General features: G+C 71.5%; 14 protein-coding genes. 5 read left to right on the top strand and 9 right to left on the bottom strand.

Annotated elements, in window-relative coordinates; translation table 11 throughout:
• Positions 1–82: 82 nt before the first annotated feature.
• Positions 83–814, top strand: coding sequence for a phosphatase PAP2 family protein (locus CP977_RS18745; RefSeq protein ID WP_062753440.1), 732 nt, complete (start codon positions 83–85; stop codon positions 812–814).
• Positions 815–833: 19 nt separating this feature from the next.
• Here CP977_RS18745 and CP977_RS34135 read toward each other — a convergent pair whose 3' ends face one another.
• On the bottom strand, positions 834–1,001 hold the full coding sequence (locus tag CP977_RS34135; RefSeq protein ID WP_183953211.1) for a hypothetical protein: 168 nt from the start codon (positions 999–1,001) through the stop codon (positions 834–836).
• Positions 1,002–1,122: 121 nt separating this feature from the next.
• Between CP977_RS34135 and CP977_RS18750 the strand changes: the two genes are divergently transcribed.
• Together CP977_RS18750 and CP977_RS18755 are read left to right on the top strand one after the other, a co-directional pair.
• Positions 1,123–1,965: an SCO4651 family lipoprotein gene (locus tag CP977_RS18750; protein ID WP_152370517.1), complete on the top strand. Its 843-nt coding sequence runs from the start codon at positions 1,123–1,125 to the stop codon at positions 1,963–1,965.
• Between the two features lie 102 nt (positions 1,966–2,067).
• Positions 2,068–2,253 carry a hypothetical protein gene (locus CP977_RS18755; RefSeq protein WP_183953212.1) on the top strand — a complete coding sequence of 62 codons (186 nt, stop codon included), beginning with the start codon at positions 2,068–2,070 and terminating at the stop codon, positions 2,251–2,253.
• 31 nt (positions 2,254–2,284) lie between these two features.
• Here CP977_RS18755 and CP977_RS18760 read toward each other — a convergent pair whose 3' ends face one another.
• On the bottom strand, positions 2,285–2,671 hold the full coding sequence (locus tag CP977_RS18760) for a metal-sensitive transcriptional regulator (RefSeq protein ID WP_062753436.1): 387 nt from the start codon (positions 2,669–2,671) through the stop codon (positions 2,285–2,287).
• Between the two features lie 192 nt (positions 2,672–2,863).
• Between CP977_RS18760 and CP977_RS18765 the strand changes: the two genes are divergently transcribed.
• Together CP977_RS18765 and CP977_RS18770 are read left to right on the top strand one after the other, a co-directional pair.
• Positions 2,864–3,484, top strand: a complete 621-nt coding sequence (locus tag CP977_RS18765; protein WP_017242367.1) for a DUF47 domain-containing protein — start codon at positions 2,864–2,866, stop codon at positions 3,482–3,484.
• Between the two features lie 6 nt (positions 3,485–3,490).
• Positions 3,491–4,489, top strand: coding sequence for an inorganic phosphate transporter (locus CP977_RS18770; protein WP_062753434.1), 999 nt, complete (start codon positions 3,491–3,493; stop codon positions 4,487–4,489).
• Between the two features lie 129 nt (positions 4,490–4,618).
• Here the strand turns inward: CP977_RS18770 and pstB are convergent, their stop codons facing one another.
• From pstB to CP977_RS18805, 7 genes are all read right to left on the bottom strand, one after another.
• Positions 4,619–5,395 (bottom strand): phosphate ABC transporter ATP-binding protein PstB, encoded by a 777-nt coding sequence (gene pstB / locus CP977_RS18775; protein WP_062753432.1) that lies wholly within the window; start codon positions 5,393–5,395, stop codon positions 4,619–4,621.
• 26 nt (positions 5,396–5,421) lie between these two features.
• Positions 5,422–6,495 (bottom strand): phosphate ABC transporter permease PstA, encoded by a 1,074-nt coding sequence (gene pstA / locus CP977_RS18780; RefSeq protein WP_062753430.1) that lies wholly within the window; start codon positions 6,493–6,495, stop codon positions 5,422–5,424.
• Positions 6,492–7,466: a phosphate ABC transporter permease subunit PstC gene (gene pstC / locus CP977_RS18785; protein ID WP_152371592.1), complete on the bottom strand. Its 975-nt coding sequence runs from the start codon at positions 7,464–7,466 to the stop codon at positions 6,492–6,494. The genes pstA and pstC overlap by 4 nt, the downstream gene beginning before the upstream one ends.
• A gap of 112 nt (positions 7,467–7,578) precedes the next feature.
• Complete coding sequence (gene pstS / locus CP977_RS18790) at positions 7,579–8,721, bottom strand: phosphate ABC transporter substrate-binding protein PstS (protein ID WP_062753427.1); 1,143 nt, start codon at positions 8,719–8,721, stop codon at positions 7,579–7,581.
• 315 nt (positions 8,722–9,036) lie between these two features.
• Entirely contained in the window at positions 9,037–9,450 is a 414-nt protein-coding gene (locus tag CP977_RS18795; RefSeq protein ID WP_152370518.1) for an NUDIX hydrolase, read from the bottom strand.
• Complete coding sequence (locus CP977_RS18800; RefSeq protein WP_152370519.1) at positions 9,447–10,430, bottom strand: CHAD domain-containing protein; 984 nt, start codon at positions 10,428–10,430, stop codon at positions 9,447–9,449. Before CP977_RS18800 ends, CP977_RS18795 begins: the two co-directional genes overlap by 4 nt.
• Complete coding sequence (locus tag CP977_RS18805; RefSeq protein ID WP_062753419.1) at positions 10,417–12,645, bottom strand: RNA degradosome polyphosphate kinase; 2,229 nt, start codon at positions 12,643–12,645, stop codon at positions 10,417–10,419. The genes CP977_RS18800 and CP977_RS18805 overlap by 14 nt, the downstream gene beginning before the upstream one ends.
• Positions 12,646–12,775: the final 130 nt, after the last annotated feature.

Genomic DNA, 12,775 nt, shown 5'->3' on the forward strand with positions numbered 1-12,775 from the left:
CTCAGGCGGTTCGTTCCCTGATCCGACCGCTCTGACCACGGGGGTTGGAAACCGCAGACACGAGAGCAAGGGGCCGCAGCAGATGGCTGTACTCGCATCGGACGGTTCGAACCCCGATGTCAGCCTGCTCTACGACATCAACGGACTGGCCAGGTCCGCTCCTCCGTGGTTCGACCGCGTCATGGCGTACGTCGGCGAGTACGGGATCGTCCTCGCGCTCGTCCTCACCGTGCTCGGGTGCTGGTGGAGCGTCCGCCGGCGCGGCGCCCCCGCCGACTCCGTCTCGGCCGTCGCCGGTCTCGTCTGGGCCCCGCTGGCGGCCGGGATCGCCCTCCTGGTCAACATCCCGATCCGGGGCTTCGTCGAGCGCCCCCGCCCCTTCGTGGACCACCGGGGCCTGGAGGTCCTCGTCGGCGGGAAGACCGACTTCTCCTTCGTCAGCGACCACGCCACCCTCGCGATGGCCCTCGCCGTCGGCGTCTTCGTCGCCCACCGCGGCTTCGGGCTCGCCGCGATCGGCCTCGCCCTCGCCGAGGGCTTCGCCCGGGTCTACATGGGCGTCCACTACCCGACCGACGTCATCGGCGGCCTCGCCCTCGGCACGGCGGTCGCGCTGCTCCTCGCCCCGCTCGCGCTCGCCCTGCTGACCCCGGTCGTCTCCGCCGTCGCCCGCTCGGGCCGCGGCGCCCGTCTCGTCCGCTCCCGGCGGGCCGAGGCGGTGCGGCTCCCGGAGACGGTCGGCATCCCCGAGTCCCGCGTCGGCGGAGCGTCCACCGGGGCCGGCCGCAAGGACCGCAAGGACCTGGCCGCCTGACGGCGAGTGGGGGGAGTCCCTAGGGCGTCTCCGGGTCCGTCGCCGTACGGGCGTGGTCCGCCGCGTCCGTGCGGGCGCGGTCCCTCGATCTGCGGGCCGGGCCCGACCAGCCGCAGCTGCAGCGCGCCAGCGCGAACGAGCCGCGTTCCGTCGTGGTGGTGGTGTGGGAGGAAGCCTGCGCGTGCACGCGACCACCGTACTGCGCGTGACGGCTCGCCCGGGCCGTCGTTATCCGGAACGGACGCCCCCGGGCCGGGGGCGAGGCGGTCCCGGGCGGACAGCGCTGAGGCGCGGGGGGTTGGCAGGCGATGACGGTGCAGGGGTACGGGCGTCCGCAGGGCCGGGGGAGCGGGGCGATCGCCGCCACCGTCGTCCTGGTCGGCTCCCTCGTCGGGTCCGCCGCCGCCTCCGGGTGCGCCGCGCCCCCGGACCCGAAGCCCGCGGCCGACCCCGCGCCCGCCGTGCGGGGCGCCGCCGACGCGCTGGCCCGGGCCGGCACCGCCAAGGCCAGTACCGCCATGGAGATGGCCTCGGGCGGGACCCGGGTCACCATCCGGGGCGAGGGCGGCTACGACTTCCGGCGCCGGACCGGGCACCTCCAGGTGGTGCTGCCCGGGGACCCGGCGGGGACGAGCGGCCACCGGCCGATCACCGAACTCCTCACCCCCGGCGCCCTCTACATGAAGAACCGCGGGGCCGGGGTGCCCGCCGACAAGTGGGTCCGCGTCGACACCACCGCCCTCGACGACGGGAACCTCGTCACGGGCGGCGCCACCGACCCGGCCGCCGCGGCCGAACTGCTGCGGGGCGTCCGGGAGGTCGCGTACGTCGGCGAGGTCGAGCTCGCGGGCGAGAAGGTCGGCCACTACCGGGGGGTCGCCGACATCGCGCACGCCGCCCGGGCCGCGTCGCCGCAGCTGCGCGGGGCGCTCGCCGCGGCGGCGAAAGGGTTCTCCGACGACGCGGTGCCGTTCGACGCGTACCTGGACGGGGAGGGGCGGCTGCGGAAGGTCCGCCACCAGTTCAGCTTCAGCAACCAGGGCCGTACGGTCGCCGTCGCGTCGACCACGCTCCTGTACGGCTTCGGGGTCCCCGTCCGGGTCGTGCTGCCGGACCGCCGGGACCTCTACGACGGGAAGGTCGAGGGCTGACACGGGCCATCGGCAAATGGTCCAGACGTGTCATGCGCGGTGCGCGGCTCCGTCCCTACGCTGGGAGGCCGCTGGGAGACCGACGCCGGCAGGAAGAGGTGGATGCGCGTGGCCCCGCCCGGTACCGCGACCGTGCCCGCAGACCAGGAGCGCGTCGCCCTCGCCGAGATAGAGCTGTGCGGCGAGCTGATCATCGCCGCCTCCGCCGCCGACGGGGAGCGGCTGAGCGCCGACCGGATAGACGAGGTGCTGAGGGTGGCGGCGGAGCGGGCCGTACGGGGCCGCTGAGCGCACGCCGGCCCCCGTACGGGGCCGCCCCTCAGGTGCGCATCATGCGGGCGATGGCCTTCGTGGCCTCCTCGACCTTGGCGTCGACGTCGCCGCCGCCCTTGGCCGCCGCGTCCGCCACGCAGTGCCGCAGGTGCTCCTCCAGGAGCTGGAGGGCGAAGGACTGGAGCGCCTTCGTGGAGGCGGAGACCTGCGTGAGTATGTCGATGCAGTACACGTCCTCGTCGACCATCCGCTGGAGGCCGCGGATCTGGCCCTCGATCCGGCGGAGGCGCTTGAGGTGCTCGTCCTTCTGCTTGTGGTAGCCGTGCACGCCCTGCTCGTGGCCGGGCTCGTGACCGGCCGCTCCGGTGGTCTCGACGGGCCCGACGGCCTCGACGGGCTCGGGGGTGACCTGGTCCGTCTCGGTGGTCGTCATCGCGTCCTCCCGTTGTCCAGAAAGGGGGTGTATACCCCTCGTGGGTATATGGTACCGATCCCCGCCGAACCGGGCGGGGGCCCGTGCAGATCACTGTGCCTGATGGGCGACACTGAGAGGACGCCGGTTAGCCGTGGCCGGATGATGCGCCTAGCATCAGCCTGACCCAACCCAGCACCCCGAGGACCTCACGTGCGATTTCGTCTGACCCCCAGGGAGACGAGCTTCTACGACATGTTCGCCGCGTCCGCGGACAACATCGTCACGGGCTCGAAGCTCCTGATGGAACTGCTCGGAGCGGAGCCTTCCGCCCGGGCCGAGATCGCGGAGCGGATGCGGGCAGCGGAGCACGCCGGCGACGACGCCACCCACGCGATCTTCCACCAGCTGAACTCCTCCTTCATCACGCCGTTCGACCGCGAGGACATCTACTCCCTGGCCTCGTCCCTCGACGACATCATGGACTTCATGGAGGAGGCCGTCGACCTGGTCGTCCTCTACAACATCGAGGAGCTCCCCAAGGGCGTCGAGCAGCAGATCGAGGTCCTGGCCCGGGCGGCGGAGCTGACCGCCGAGGCCATGCCGAACCTGCGGACGATGTCCAACCTCACCGAGTACTGGATCGAGGTCAACCGGCTGGAGAACCAGGCCGACCAGATCCACCGCAAGCTGCTCGCCCAGCTCTTCAACGGCAAGTACGACGCCATCGAGGTGCTGAAGCTCAAGCAGGTCGTGGACGTCCTCGAAGAGGCGGCGGACGCGTTCGAGCACGTGGCCAACACGGTGGAGACCATCGCGGTCAAGGAGTCCTGAGGCTTCGTGGACACCTTCGCTCTGGTCGTGACCATCGGTGTCGCGCTCGGTTTCACGTACACCAACGGATTCCACGACTCCGCCAACGCCATCGCCACCTCGGTGTCCACCCGGGCGCTGACGCCCCGGGCGGCCCTGGCGATGGCGGCGGTGATGAACCTCGCGGGCGCCTTCATGGGCCAGGGGGTCGCCAAGACCGTCAGTGAGGGGCTCATCGCGACCCCCACCGGCGACAAGGGGATGGGCATCCTCTTCGCCGCGCTCGTCGGCGCGATCATCTGGAACCTGGTCACCTGGTACTTCGGTCTGCCGTCCTCCTCCTCGCACGCCCTGTTCGGCGGCATGGTGGGCGCGGCGCTCGCCGGCGGCACCGAGGTGATCTGGGGCGGGGTGCTCGACAAGATCGTCATCCCGATGTTCGTCTCCCCGGTGGTCGGCCTGGTGGCCGGTTACCTGGTGATGTGCGCGATCATGTGGATCTTCCGCAAGGCCAACCCGCACAAGGCGAAGCGCGGCTTCCGCATCGCGCAGACGGTGTCGGCGGCCGGCATGGCCCTCGGCCACGGCCTCCAGGACGCCCAGAAGACGATGGGCATCGTGGTGATGGCCCTGGTCATCGCCGACGTGCAGGAGGCCGGCGACGACATCCCGGTGTGGGTGAAGATCGCCTGTGCGGTGATGCTGTCGCTCGGTACGTACGCGGGCGGCTGGCGCATCATGCGGACCCTCGGCCGCAAGATCATCGAGCTGGACCCGCCGCAGGGCTTCGCGGCGGAGACCACGGGCGCGTCGATCATGTTCGGCTCGGCGTTCCTGTTCCACGCGCCGATCTCGACCACGCACGTCATCACCTCCGCGATCATGGGCGTGGGCGCGACGAAGCGCGTCAACGCGGTCCGGTGGGGCGTCGCCAAGAACATCATTCTCGGCTGGTTCATCACGATGCCGGCGGCGGCGCTGGTCGCTGCGCTGAGTTTCTACGTGGTGCAGCTGGTCTTCGGATAGTCGGACAGGAGTCCCGTACGGAAACGGGCCCGGTTCCCCTCGTGGGGGAGCCGGGCCCTTCGTCGTGCGGTGGCACCGCCATGCAGCACCGCAGGACGCCACGCGGCGGAGCCGCATGGTCTGGAGGGGCTATCCGAAGCGGCCGGAGATGTAGTCCTCGGTCGCCTGGACGCTCGGGTTGGAGAAGATGCGCTCCGTGTCGTCCAGCTCGATCAGCTTGCCGGGCTGGCCGACGGCCGCCAGGTTGAAGAAGGCGGTGCGGTCGGAGACGCGGGCGGCCTGCTGCATGTTGTGCGTCACGATGACGATCGTGAAGCGCTCCTTCAGCTCGCCGATCAGGTCCTCGATGGCGAGGGTGGAGATCGGGTCGAGGGCCGAGCAGGGCTCGTCCATCAGCAGGACGTCGGGCTCGACCGCGATGGCGCGGGCGATGCACAGGCGCTGCTGCTGGCCGCCGGAGAGGCCGGAGCCCGGCTTGTTGAGGCGGTCCTTGACCTCGTTCCAGAGGTTCGCGCCCTTGAGGGACCTCTCCACGATGTCGCTGAGCTGCGACTTCTTGTAGTTGCCGTTGAGGCGCAGGCCCGCCGCCACGTTGTCGAAGATCGACATGGTGGGGAAGGGGTTCGGGCGCTGGAAGACCATGCCGACCGTGCGGCGCACGGCGACCGGGTCGACGTTCGCGCCGTACAGGTTCTCGTCGTCCAGCATCACCTTGCCCTCGACGCGGCCGCCGGGGGTGACCTCGTGCATGCGGTTCAGGGTGCGCAGGAAGGTGGACTTGCCGCAGCCGGAGGGGCCGATGAAGGCCGTCACGGAGCGGGGCTCGACGGTCATCGAGATGTCGTCGATCGCCTTGTGGGCGCCGTAGTAGGCGGAGAGGCCGCTGACGTCGATTCGCTTGGCCATATCAGTTCACTTCCAGGATGACCGCGTCAGCGGCCGGTCTTCGGGGCCTTCCAGCGGGCGATGCCGCGGGCCACCAGGTTGAGGATCATGACGAAGGCGATCAGGACGAGCGCGGCGGCCCAGGCGCGGGCCACGGCGGCGTCGGTGCCGACCGCGTACTGCTCGTACACGTAGAGCGGCAGGGAGGACTGGGCGCCTTCGAAGGGGTTCGGGTTGATGAGCTTCGTACCGAACACGAGGAGCAGGACGGGGGCCGTCTCGCCGGTGATGCGGGCGACCGCGAGCATGACGCCCGTGGTGATGCCGCCGATCGCGGTGGGCAGGACCACCTTCAGGATGGTGCGCCACTTGGGGATGCCGAGGGCGAGGGAGGCCTCGCGGAGCTCGTTCGGGACGAGCTTGAGCATCTCCTCGGTGGAACGGACCACGACCGGCATCATCAGGATGGCGAGGGCCATCGCGCCGGCGAAACCGGAGGGGCCGAAGCCCAGCATCAGGTTCCAGGTGGCGAGGACGAAGAGGCCGGCGACGATCGACGGGATGCCCGTCATGACGTCGACGAAGAAGGTGACGGCCTGGGCGAGCTTCCCGCCGCCGTACTCGACCAGGTAGACCGCGGTCAGCAGGCCGATCGGGGCGGCGATCAGGGTCGCGATGCCGACCTGCTCGATGGTGCCGAGCAGCGCGTGGTAGACGCCGCCGCCGGCCTCGGCGTCGAGGACGCCGTTCATCGAGTGGGTCAGGAAGTAGCCGTCGAGGACGGCCATGCCCTTGCTGACCGTGACCCAGGCGAGGGAGAGCAGCGGGACGACGGCGAGGACGAAGCAGACCCAGACGAGGCTGGTGGCGACGCGGTCCTTGGCCTGTCGGCTGCCCTCGACCTTGCTGGTCAGGGCGTACGTCACGAGGACGAAGAGCAGGGCCGAGACCAGGCCCCACTGGACCTTGCTGTGCCAGCCGGCGGCGAGGCCGATGCCGACGCCCGCGACGACCGAGCCGACGGCGACGGCCGCCGGGGTCCAGCGGGGGAGGCGGGCGTGGGAGAGGGATCCGCGGCGCGGGGCCACCGCGAGCGGTCGGTCCTGAATGGCGTGGCTCATGCCGCTGCCCCCGAGTACTCCTTGCGGCGGCCGATGATCCAGCGGGCCGCGCCGTTGACGAGCAGGGTGATGGCGAAGAGGACGAGACCGGACGCGATGAGGGCGTCCCGGCCGAACTCGTTGGCCTCGTTGAACTTGGCGGCGATGTTCTGGGCGAAGGTGCCGCCGCCCGGGTCGAGCAGGTGGCCCGAGATGAGGAAGCTGGGGGAGAGGACCACGGCGACGGCCATGGTCTCGCCGAGCGCGCGGCCGAGGCCCAGCATGGAGGCGGAGATGATGCCAGAGCGGCCGAAGGGCAGCACCGACATGCGGATGACCTCCCAGCGCGTGGCGCCGAGGGCGAGGGCGGCCTCCTCGTGCATCTTCGGGACCTGGAGGAAGACCTCGCGGGTCACGTTGGTGATGATCGGGAGGATCATGATCGCCAGGAGGATGCCCACGGTGAAGAGGTTGCGGGCGACGCCGTCCTGGGACTTGTCGAAGATGTACGTCCAGCCGAGGTACCGGTCGAGCCACTCGTTGAGGCCGGCCAGGTACGGGACGAGGAAGATCGCGCCCCAGAGGCCGTAGATGATGCTGGGCACGGCGGCGAGCAGGTCGACCACGTACGCGAGGGGCTTGGCGAGCCGGCGCGGGGCGTAGTGCGAGATGAAGAGCGCGATGCCGATCGCGACCGGCACGGCGATGACCATCGCGACGATCGAGGAGACGACGGTGCCGAAGGCGAGGACGGCGATGCCGAAGACCGGGGGGTCACCGGCCGGGTTCCACTCGAAGGTGGTGAAGAAGTTGGTGCTGTCCTTCGAGATGGCGAGGACGGCGCGGTAGCTGAGGAAGACCGCGATCGCGGCCATGATGACGAGGAGGGTGATGCCGGAGCCTCGGGAGAGGCCGCTGAAGATGCGGTCCCCGGGGCGGGAGGCGCTCTTGGCGCCCCGGCTCCTCTTGATCTCTGGTGTGGTGGTGGCCATCTGCTTCTCCGGTCTGCGGGGCCGGTACGGGTCGTACGGCTCCTGGCGGCGGTGCACCGGATGCCGGGGGCGGCTCCTCCACGGGAGGTGAGGGGCCGCCCCCGGCCGCGGGTCAGGACAGGGTCGGGACGATCGTGCGGACCTTGGCGGCGATCTCGGCCGGGAGCGGGGCGTAGCCGGCGTCGGCGAGGACCTTCTGGCCCTCCTCGCTCACGGTGTAGTTGAGGAAGGCCTTCAGGGTCGGCAGGGTCTCCGCCTTGTTGCCCTTGTCGCAGGCGATCTCGTACGTGACGAGGACGATCGGGTAGGCGCCCTCGGCCTTGGTGGCGTAGTCGAGGGAGAGGGCCAGGTCGCTGCCGGTGCCCTTGACCTTGGCGGCGGCGATGGCCTTGGAGGCGTTCTCCGAGGTGGCGGCGACCGGGGCGGCGGCGCCGGTGTCGATGCTGACGGTGGAGATCTTGTTCGCGGTGGCGTACGAGAGCTCGAAGTAGCCGATGGAGCCCTCGGCGTCCTTGACGGCGGTGGCGACGCCGGAGGAGCCGTTGGCGGCCTGGCCGCCCTGGGCGGGCCACGACTTCGACTTCGGGTCGTGCTTCCAGTCGGCCGGGGCGGCCTCGGAGAGGTACTTGCCCAGGTTCTGGGTGGTGCCCGACTCGTCGGAGCGGTGGAAGGCCTGGATGGTGGAGTCGGGGAGCTTGACGCCCGGGTTCAGCTTGGTGATCGCCTCGTCGTTCCACTTGGTGATCTTGTTGTCGAAGATCTTGGCGAGGGTGGGGGCGTCCAGGACCAGGTTGTCCACGCCCTCCAGCTTGTAGCCGATGGCGACGGGGCCGCCGACCATGGGCAGGTTGACGCCCTTGCCGCCCTTGCAGATCTTCTGCGACTCGGCGACCTCTTCCTCCTTCAGGGCGGAGTCGGAGCCCGCGAAGGCGACCTGGCCCTGGTTGAACTTGGTGATGCCGCCGCCGGAACCGATGGCCTGGTAGTTGATCTCGACGCCGGAGCAGGCCGCCTGGAAGTTCTTGACCCACAGGTCCATCGCGTTCTTCTGCGCGCTGGAGCCGGCGGCGAGAAGCTGTCCCTTGGCGCCCTCACAGGCGATGTCGGAGGCGGCGGCCGAGGTGCTGCCGCCGTCCTTCTTGTCCGGGGTCGCGGTGTTGTCGTCCGAGCCACACGCCGAGAGGACAAGGGCGCCGGAGACGACGAGGGCACCGATCGCGGAGGCGCGAAGCCCGTTCTTGCGCGAAAGCTTCACTTTCGGGTGTTCCTTCCAGAAGCCGCCTTGTCGCGGACCGAGTGTCCTGAACGTTCTACGGCGGCGTGTGTCGGTTTGGCGGGTGCTTCGCTGTGCTCCGAGCACCTCGTAAGGCCGAAATTAGGCAGAACAGGTGAAGCCGCCGACGGGGGAGGGTGAACGGGAAGTGAACCGTGCCGGAAGGCCGGGGGTGGGGGGCGCGGGCGGGTGACGCGGTGCCGTGGCGGCGCGGGTCCCGGGTGGCGCGGTGGTGCCGGGCCGGCGCCGGAGCGGACGGCGGGCGCCCGGCTCGGCGGCGGGCCGGGGCGGTCCGGCTCAGTGGCGGGTCGCGACCGCCGCGTCCAGGAGTTCGCGGTCCCTCGGCTGGGTCAGGCGGGGGCGGGCCCGGTCCGGGGGGAGCCAGAGGAGGGTGTCGATCTCTCGGGTCGGGGTGAAGGTGCCGGTGAGGGCGCGGGCCGACCAGTAGGCGACCTCCTTGGGGCGGCCCGCCACCGTGTAGTGGACCGTGGGGAGGCGGGCGCCCAGCTCGCAGTGCCGGCCCGTCTCCTCCAGGACCTCGCGCCGTGCGCACTCCTCCGCCGTCTCGCCGCGCTTCAGCTTCCCCTTCGGATGCGACCAGTCGTCGTACTTGGGGCGGTGGACGAGCGCGATCTCGATCCCCCGCCCCGAGGGCGACGGGCGCCACAGGACGCAGCCCGCCGCCAGGATCGGGGTGTCGCGGGGGGTCATGGGACCGGGGCCGTCGTTCTGCGCCAGGCGCGCTGGAAGGCGAAGCGGGCCGCTTCGACCTCGTGGCGCTGGTCGGCGTGGAGGACGCCGAGGGCGTAGGCGGTCGCCGGGGCGATCCGGGGGGTGCGGGCGGCCGTGGCGGCGGCCGACGCGGCCTCGGCGGCGTCGCGGTGCCGGTCCAGGGCGCGGGCCGCCTCGTACAGGACGGCGTCCGGCTCGCCCCCGGCGTACAGGGCCTCGGTGGCGTACCGGTGCAGCCGGAGCAGCAGCCGGGTCTGGTGCCAGGGCGCGTCCTGGGCCTCGCCGGCGGCCAGGGCGAGGGCCTCGGCGTTGTACGGGTGGGCCGCCCGGGTCAGCGGAAGGGCGGCGACCGCGTCCAGGAGGCGCCTTTCGGCCACCCCGGCGGAGGCGTCCAGGACCTCGGCGGCGGGCGCGGCGGAGGCGGGCCCGAGCGGCACCTCGGAGGCGAGGAGGGCGACGGCGTCCGCGACCGCGTGGAAGCGGGCGGAGCCGAGCGCCTGGAGGGCCGCCGAGTGGGCGCGCGTACGGGCCAGGGTCAGCTGGCGCTCCAGGAGCGCGCCGGCCCGGGCCGCGCCGACCGAGAGCCCTGCCGATTCGCTGCCGCGGGCGGCGGGGACGGGCCCGCCGCCGTTCGACAGGCGGGACAGCGCGTCCACCAGGCGGACGAGCCGGGAGGTGCAGGCCTGCTCGACGGCCAGGGTGCCCGAGAGCCAGGCCAGCTCGGTGCGCAGGTCGTCGGCCCAGGGGCCGTCGAGCAGCGGCCGGAAGGTGTGGAGGGTGGCGCCGATCCGCCGGGCGGCGGCCCGCAGCGTACGGGCCGCCTCCTCCGCCCCGGCGGTGTCGGAGCCGCTCTCGCCGTGCAGGCGCAGGCCGCGGAGGAAGTCCGCGGCCCGCGCGTGGAGGTACGGGGCCAGGACCTCGCCCGCCGTGACGTCCTGCGACTGGTCAGGGTTGTGCACGCCTGCGCCTCCGCGCGTCGATGAGCATCTCCTGGACGTGCCGCAGGGGCCGTCCCTCGGGGTCGGTCGCGTGTCGCGTCCAGTTCCCGTCCGGGCCGAGGTGCCAGGAGGAGGTGGTGTCGGACATCCCGGTCTCCAGGAACCGGATGAGGGCCGCCCGGTGCGCCGGGTCGGAGACCCGTACGAGGGCCTCGATCCGGCGGTCCAGGTTGCGGTGCATCATGTCGGCGCTGCCGAACCACACCTCGGGCTCGCCGCCGTTGCAGAAGGCGAAGATCCGGGAGTGCTCCAGGAAGCGGCCGAGGACGGAGCGGACCCGGATGTTCTCGGAGAGCCCGGCGACCCCGGGCCGTACGGCGCAGATGCCGCGGACCCAGATGTCGACGGGGACGCCGGCCCGCGAGGCCTGGTAGCAGGCGTCGATGACGGCCTCGTCGACCATCGAGTTGACCTTGATCCGCACGTACGCGGGCCGTCCGGCGCGGTGGTGGGCGATCTCCTTGGTGATCCGGGAGACCAGGCCGTCGCGGAGCGACTTGGGGGCGGTGAGCAGGCGCCGGTAGGTCTCGCGGCGCGAGTAGCCGGAGAGCCGGTTGAACAGGTCGGAGAGGTCCGCGCCGACCTGCGGGTCGGCGGTGAGCAGGCCGAGGTCCTCGTAGAGCCGGGCCGTCTTGGGGTGGTAGTTGCCGGTGCCGACGTGCGAGTACCGGCGAAGGAGCTCGCCCTCCTGCCGTACCACCAGGGACAGCTTGCAGTGGGTCTTGAGGCCGACGAGGCCGTAGACGACGTGGCAGCCGGCCTCCTCCAGCTTGCGCGCCCACTTGATGTTGGCCTGCTCGTCGAAGCGGGCCTTGATCTCGACCAGGACGAGGACCTGCTTGCCGGACTCGGCGGCGTCGATGAGGGCGTCCACTATCGGGGAGTCGCCGGAGGTCCGGTACAGCGTCTGCTTGATCGCCAGGACGTCCGGGTCGGCCGCCGCCTGCTCCAGGAAGGCCTGGACGGAGGTGGAGAACGAGTCGTACGGGTGGTGCAGGAGCACGTCCCGCTCGCGCAGCGCGGCGAAGACGTCCGGCGCGGACGCGGACTCGACCTCGGCGAGGTCCCGGTGGGTGCCGGCGACGAACGTCGGGTACTTCAGCTCGGGCCGGTCCTGCCCGGAGATCCCGAAGAGGCCGGTGAGGTCGAGCGGCCCGGGCAGCGGGTAGACCTCGGCGTCGGAGACCTTCAGCTCGCGCACGAGCAGGTCGAGGACGTACGGGTCGATGGACTCCTCGACCTCCAGGCGGACCGGCGGGCCGAAGCGGCGCCGCATGAGCTCCTTCTCCAGGGCCTGGAGCAGGTTCTCGGCGTCGTCCTCCTCGACCTCCAGGTCCTCGTTCCTGGTCACCCGGAACATGTGGTGCGCGAGCACCTCCATGCCGGGGAACAGCTCCTCCAGGTGCGCGGCGATGACGTCCTCCAGGGGGACGTACCGCTGCGGGGAGGCCTCCAGGAAGCGGGAGAGCAGCGGGGGCACCTTCACGCGCGCGAAGTGGCGGTGGCCGCTGACCGGATTGCGCACGACCACGGCGAGGTTGAGCGAGAGCCCCGAGATGTACGGGAAGGGGTGGGCCGGGTCGACGGCGAGCGGGGTGAGGACGGGGAAGATCTGCTGCCGGAAGAGGGTGAAGAGCCGGGCCTGCTCCTTCTCCGTGAGCTCGGGCCAGCGGATCAGGTGGATGCCCTCGTCGGCCAGGGCCGGGGCCACGTCCTGCTGGTAGCAGGCGGCGTGCCGGGCCATGAGTTCGCGCGAGCGGGTCCAGATCAGGTCGAGGACCTCGCGGGGCTGGAGGCCGGAGGCGGAGCGGGTGGCGACGCCGGTGGCGATGCGGCGCTTGAGGCCGGCGACCCGGACCATGAAGAACTCGTCCAGGTTCGAGGCGAAGATCGCGAGGAAGTTCGCCCGTTCGAGGAGGGGGGTCGTGGGGTCCTCGGCGAGTTCGAGGACGCGCTCGTTGAACGCGAGCCAGCTGCGCTCCCGGTCGAGGAACCGCCCCTGCGGCAGTTCGTCACCGAGCGCGCCGTCGCTCTCGTACGCGTCGGGATCGGTGTCCAGACCGGAGTCGAGGTCGGTGACCGCCTGGGGGCGGTGCGCGGCTATGGATCCGAGGGAGGCGGAGGACGCGGAGGCGGCGGAGGGCTGGACCGGGACCTCGGCGGGCTGCTGGCTCATGACCCTATTCTTCCGCGCGAGAGGCTGCTCAGGCGCGTCGGAGCGGGCCGCGGGGGAGGGAAGCCTCCCTTTGGGGAGGCCGGACACGGAGCGCTTCATTGCGTGAGCGTCGCAAGCGCTTCTGAATGGC

Source organism: Streptomyces cinereoruber (assembly GCF_009299385.1).
In the GTDB taxonomy this organism is placed as follows: domain Bacteria; phylum Actinomycetota; class Actinomycetes; order Streptomycetales; family Streptomycetaceae; genus Streptomyces; species Streptomyces bikiniensis.

Bases quoted from the DNA above. Each gene is read 5' to 3' on its own strand.
- CP977_RS18745 (WP_062753440.1), top strand. From the start codon at position 83: ATGGCTGTACTCGCATCGGACGGTTCGAACCCCGATGTCAGCCTGCTC.
- CP977_RS18750 (WP_152370517.1), top strand. From the start codon at position 1,123: ATGACGGTGCAGGGGTACGGGCGTCCGCAGGGCCGGGGGAGCGGGGCG.
- CP977_RS18755 (WP_183953212.1), top strand. From the start codon at position 2,068: ATGCGCGTGGCCCCGCCCGGTACCGCGACCGTGCCCGCAGACCAGGAG.
- CP977_RS18760 (WP_062753436.1), bottom strand. From the start codon at position 2,671: ATGACGACCACCGAGACGGACCAGGTCACCCCCGAGCCCGTCGAGGCC.
- pstB (WP_062753432.1), bottom strand. From the start codon at position 5,395: ATGGCCAAGCGAATCGACGTCAGCGGCCTCTCCGCCTACTACGGCGCC.
- pstA (WP_062753430.1), bottom strand. From the start codon at position 6,495: ATGAGCCACGCCATTCAGGACCGACCGCTCGCGGTGGCCCCGCGCCGC.
- pstC (WP_152371592.1), bottom strand. From the start codon at position 7,466: ATGGCCACCACCACACCAGAGATCAAGAGGAGCCGGGGCGCCAAGAGC.
- CP977_RS18795 (WP_152370518.1), bottom strand. From the start codon at position 9,450: ATGACCCCCCGCGACACCCCGATCCTGGCGGCGGGCTGCGTCCTGTGG.
- CP977_RS18805 (WP_062753419.1), bottom strand. From the start codon at position 12,645: ATGAGCCAGCAGCCCGCCGAGGTCCCGGTCCAGCCCTCCGCCGCCTCC.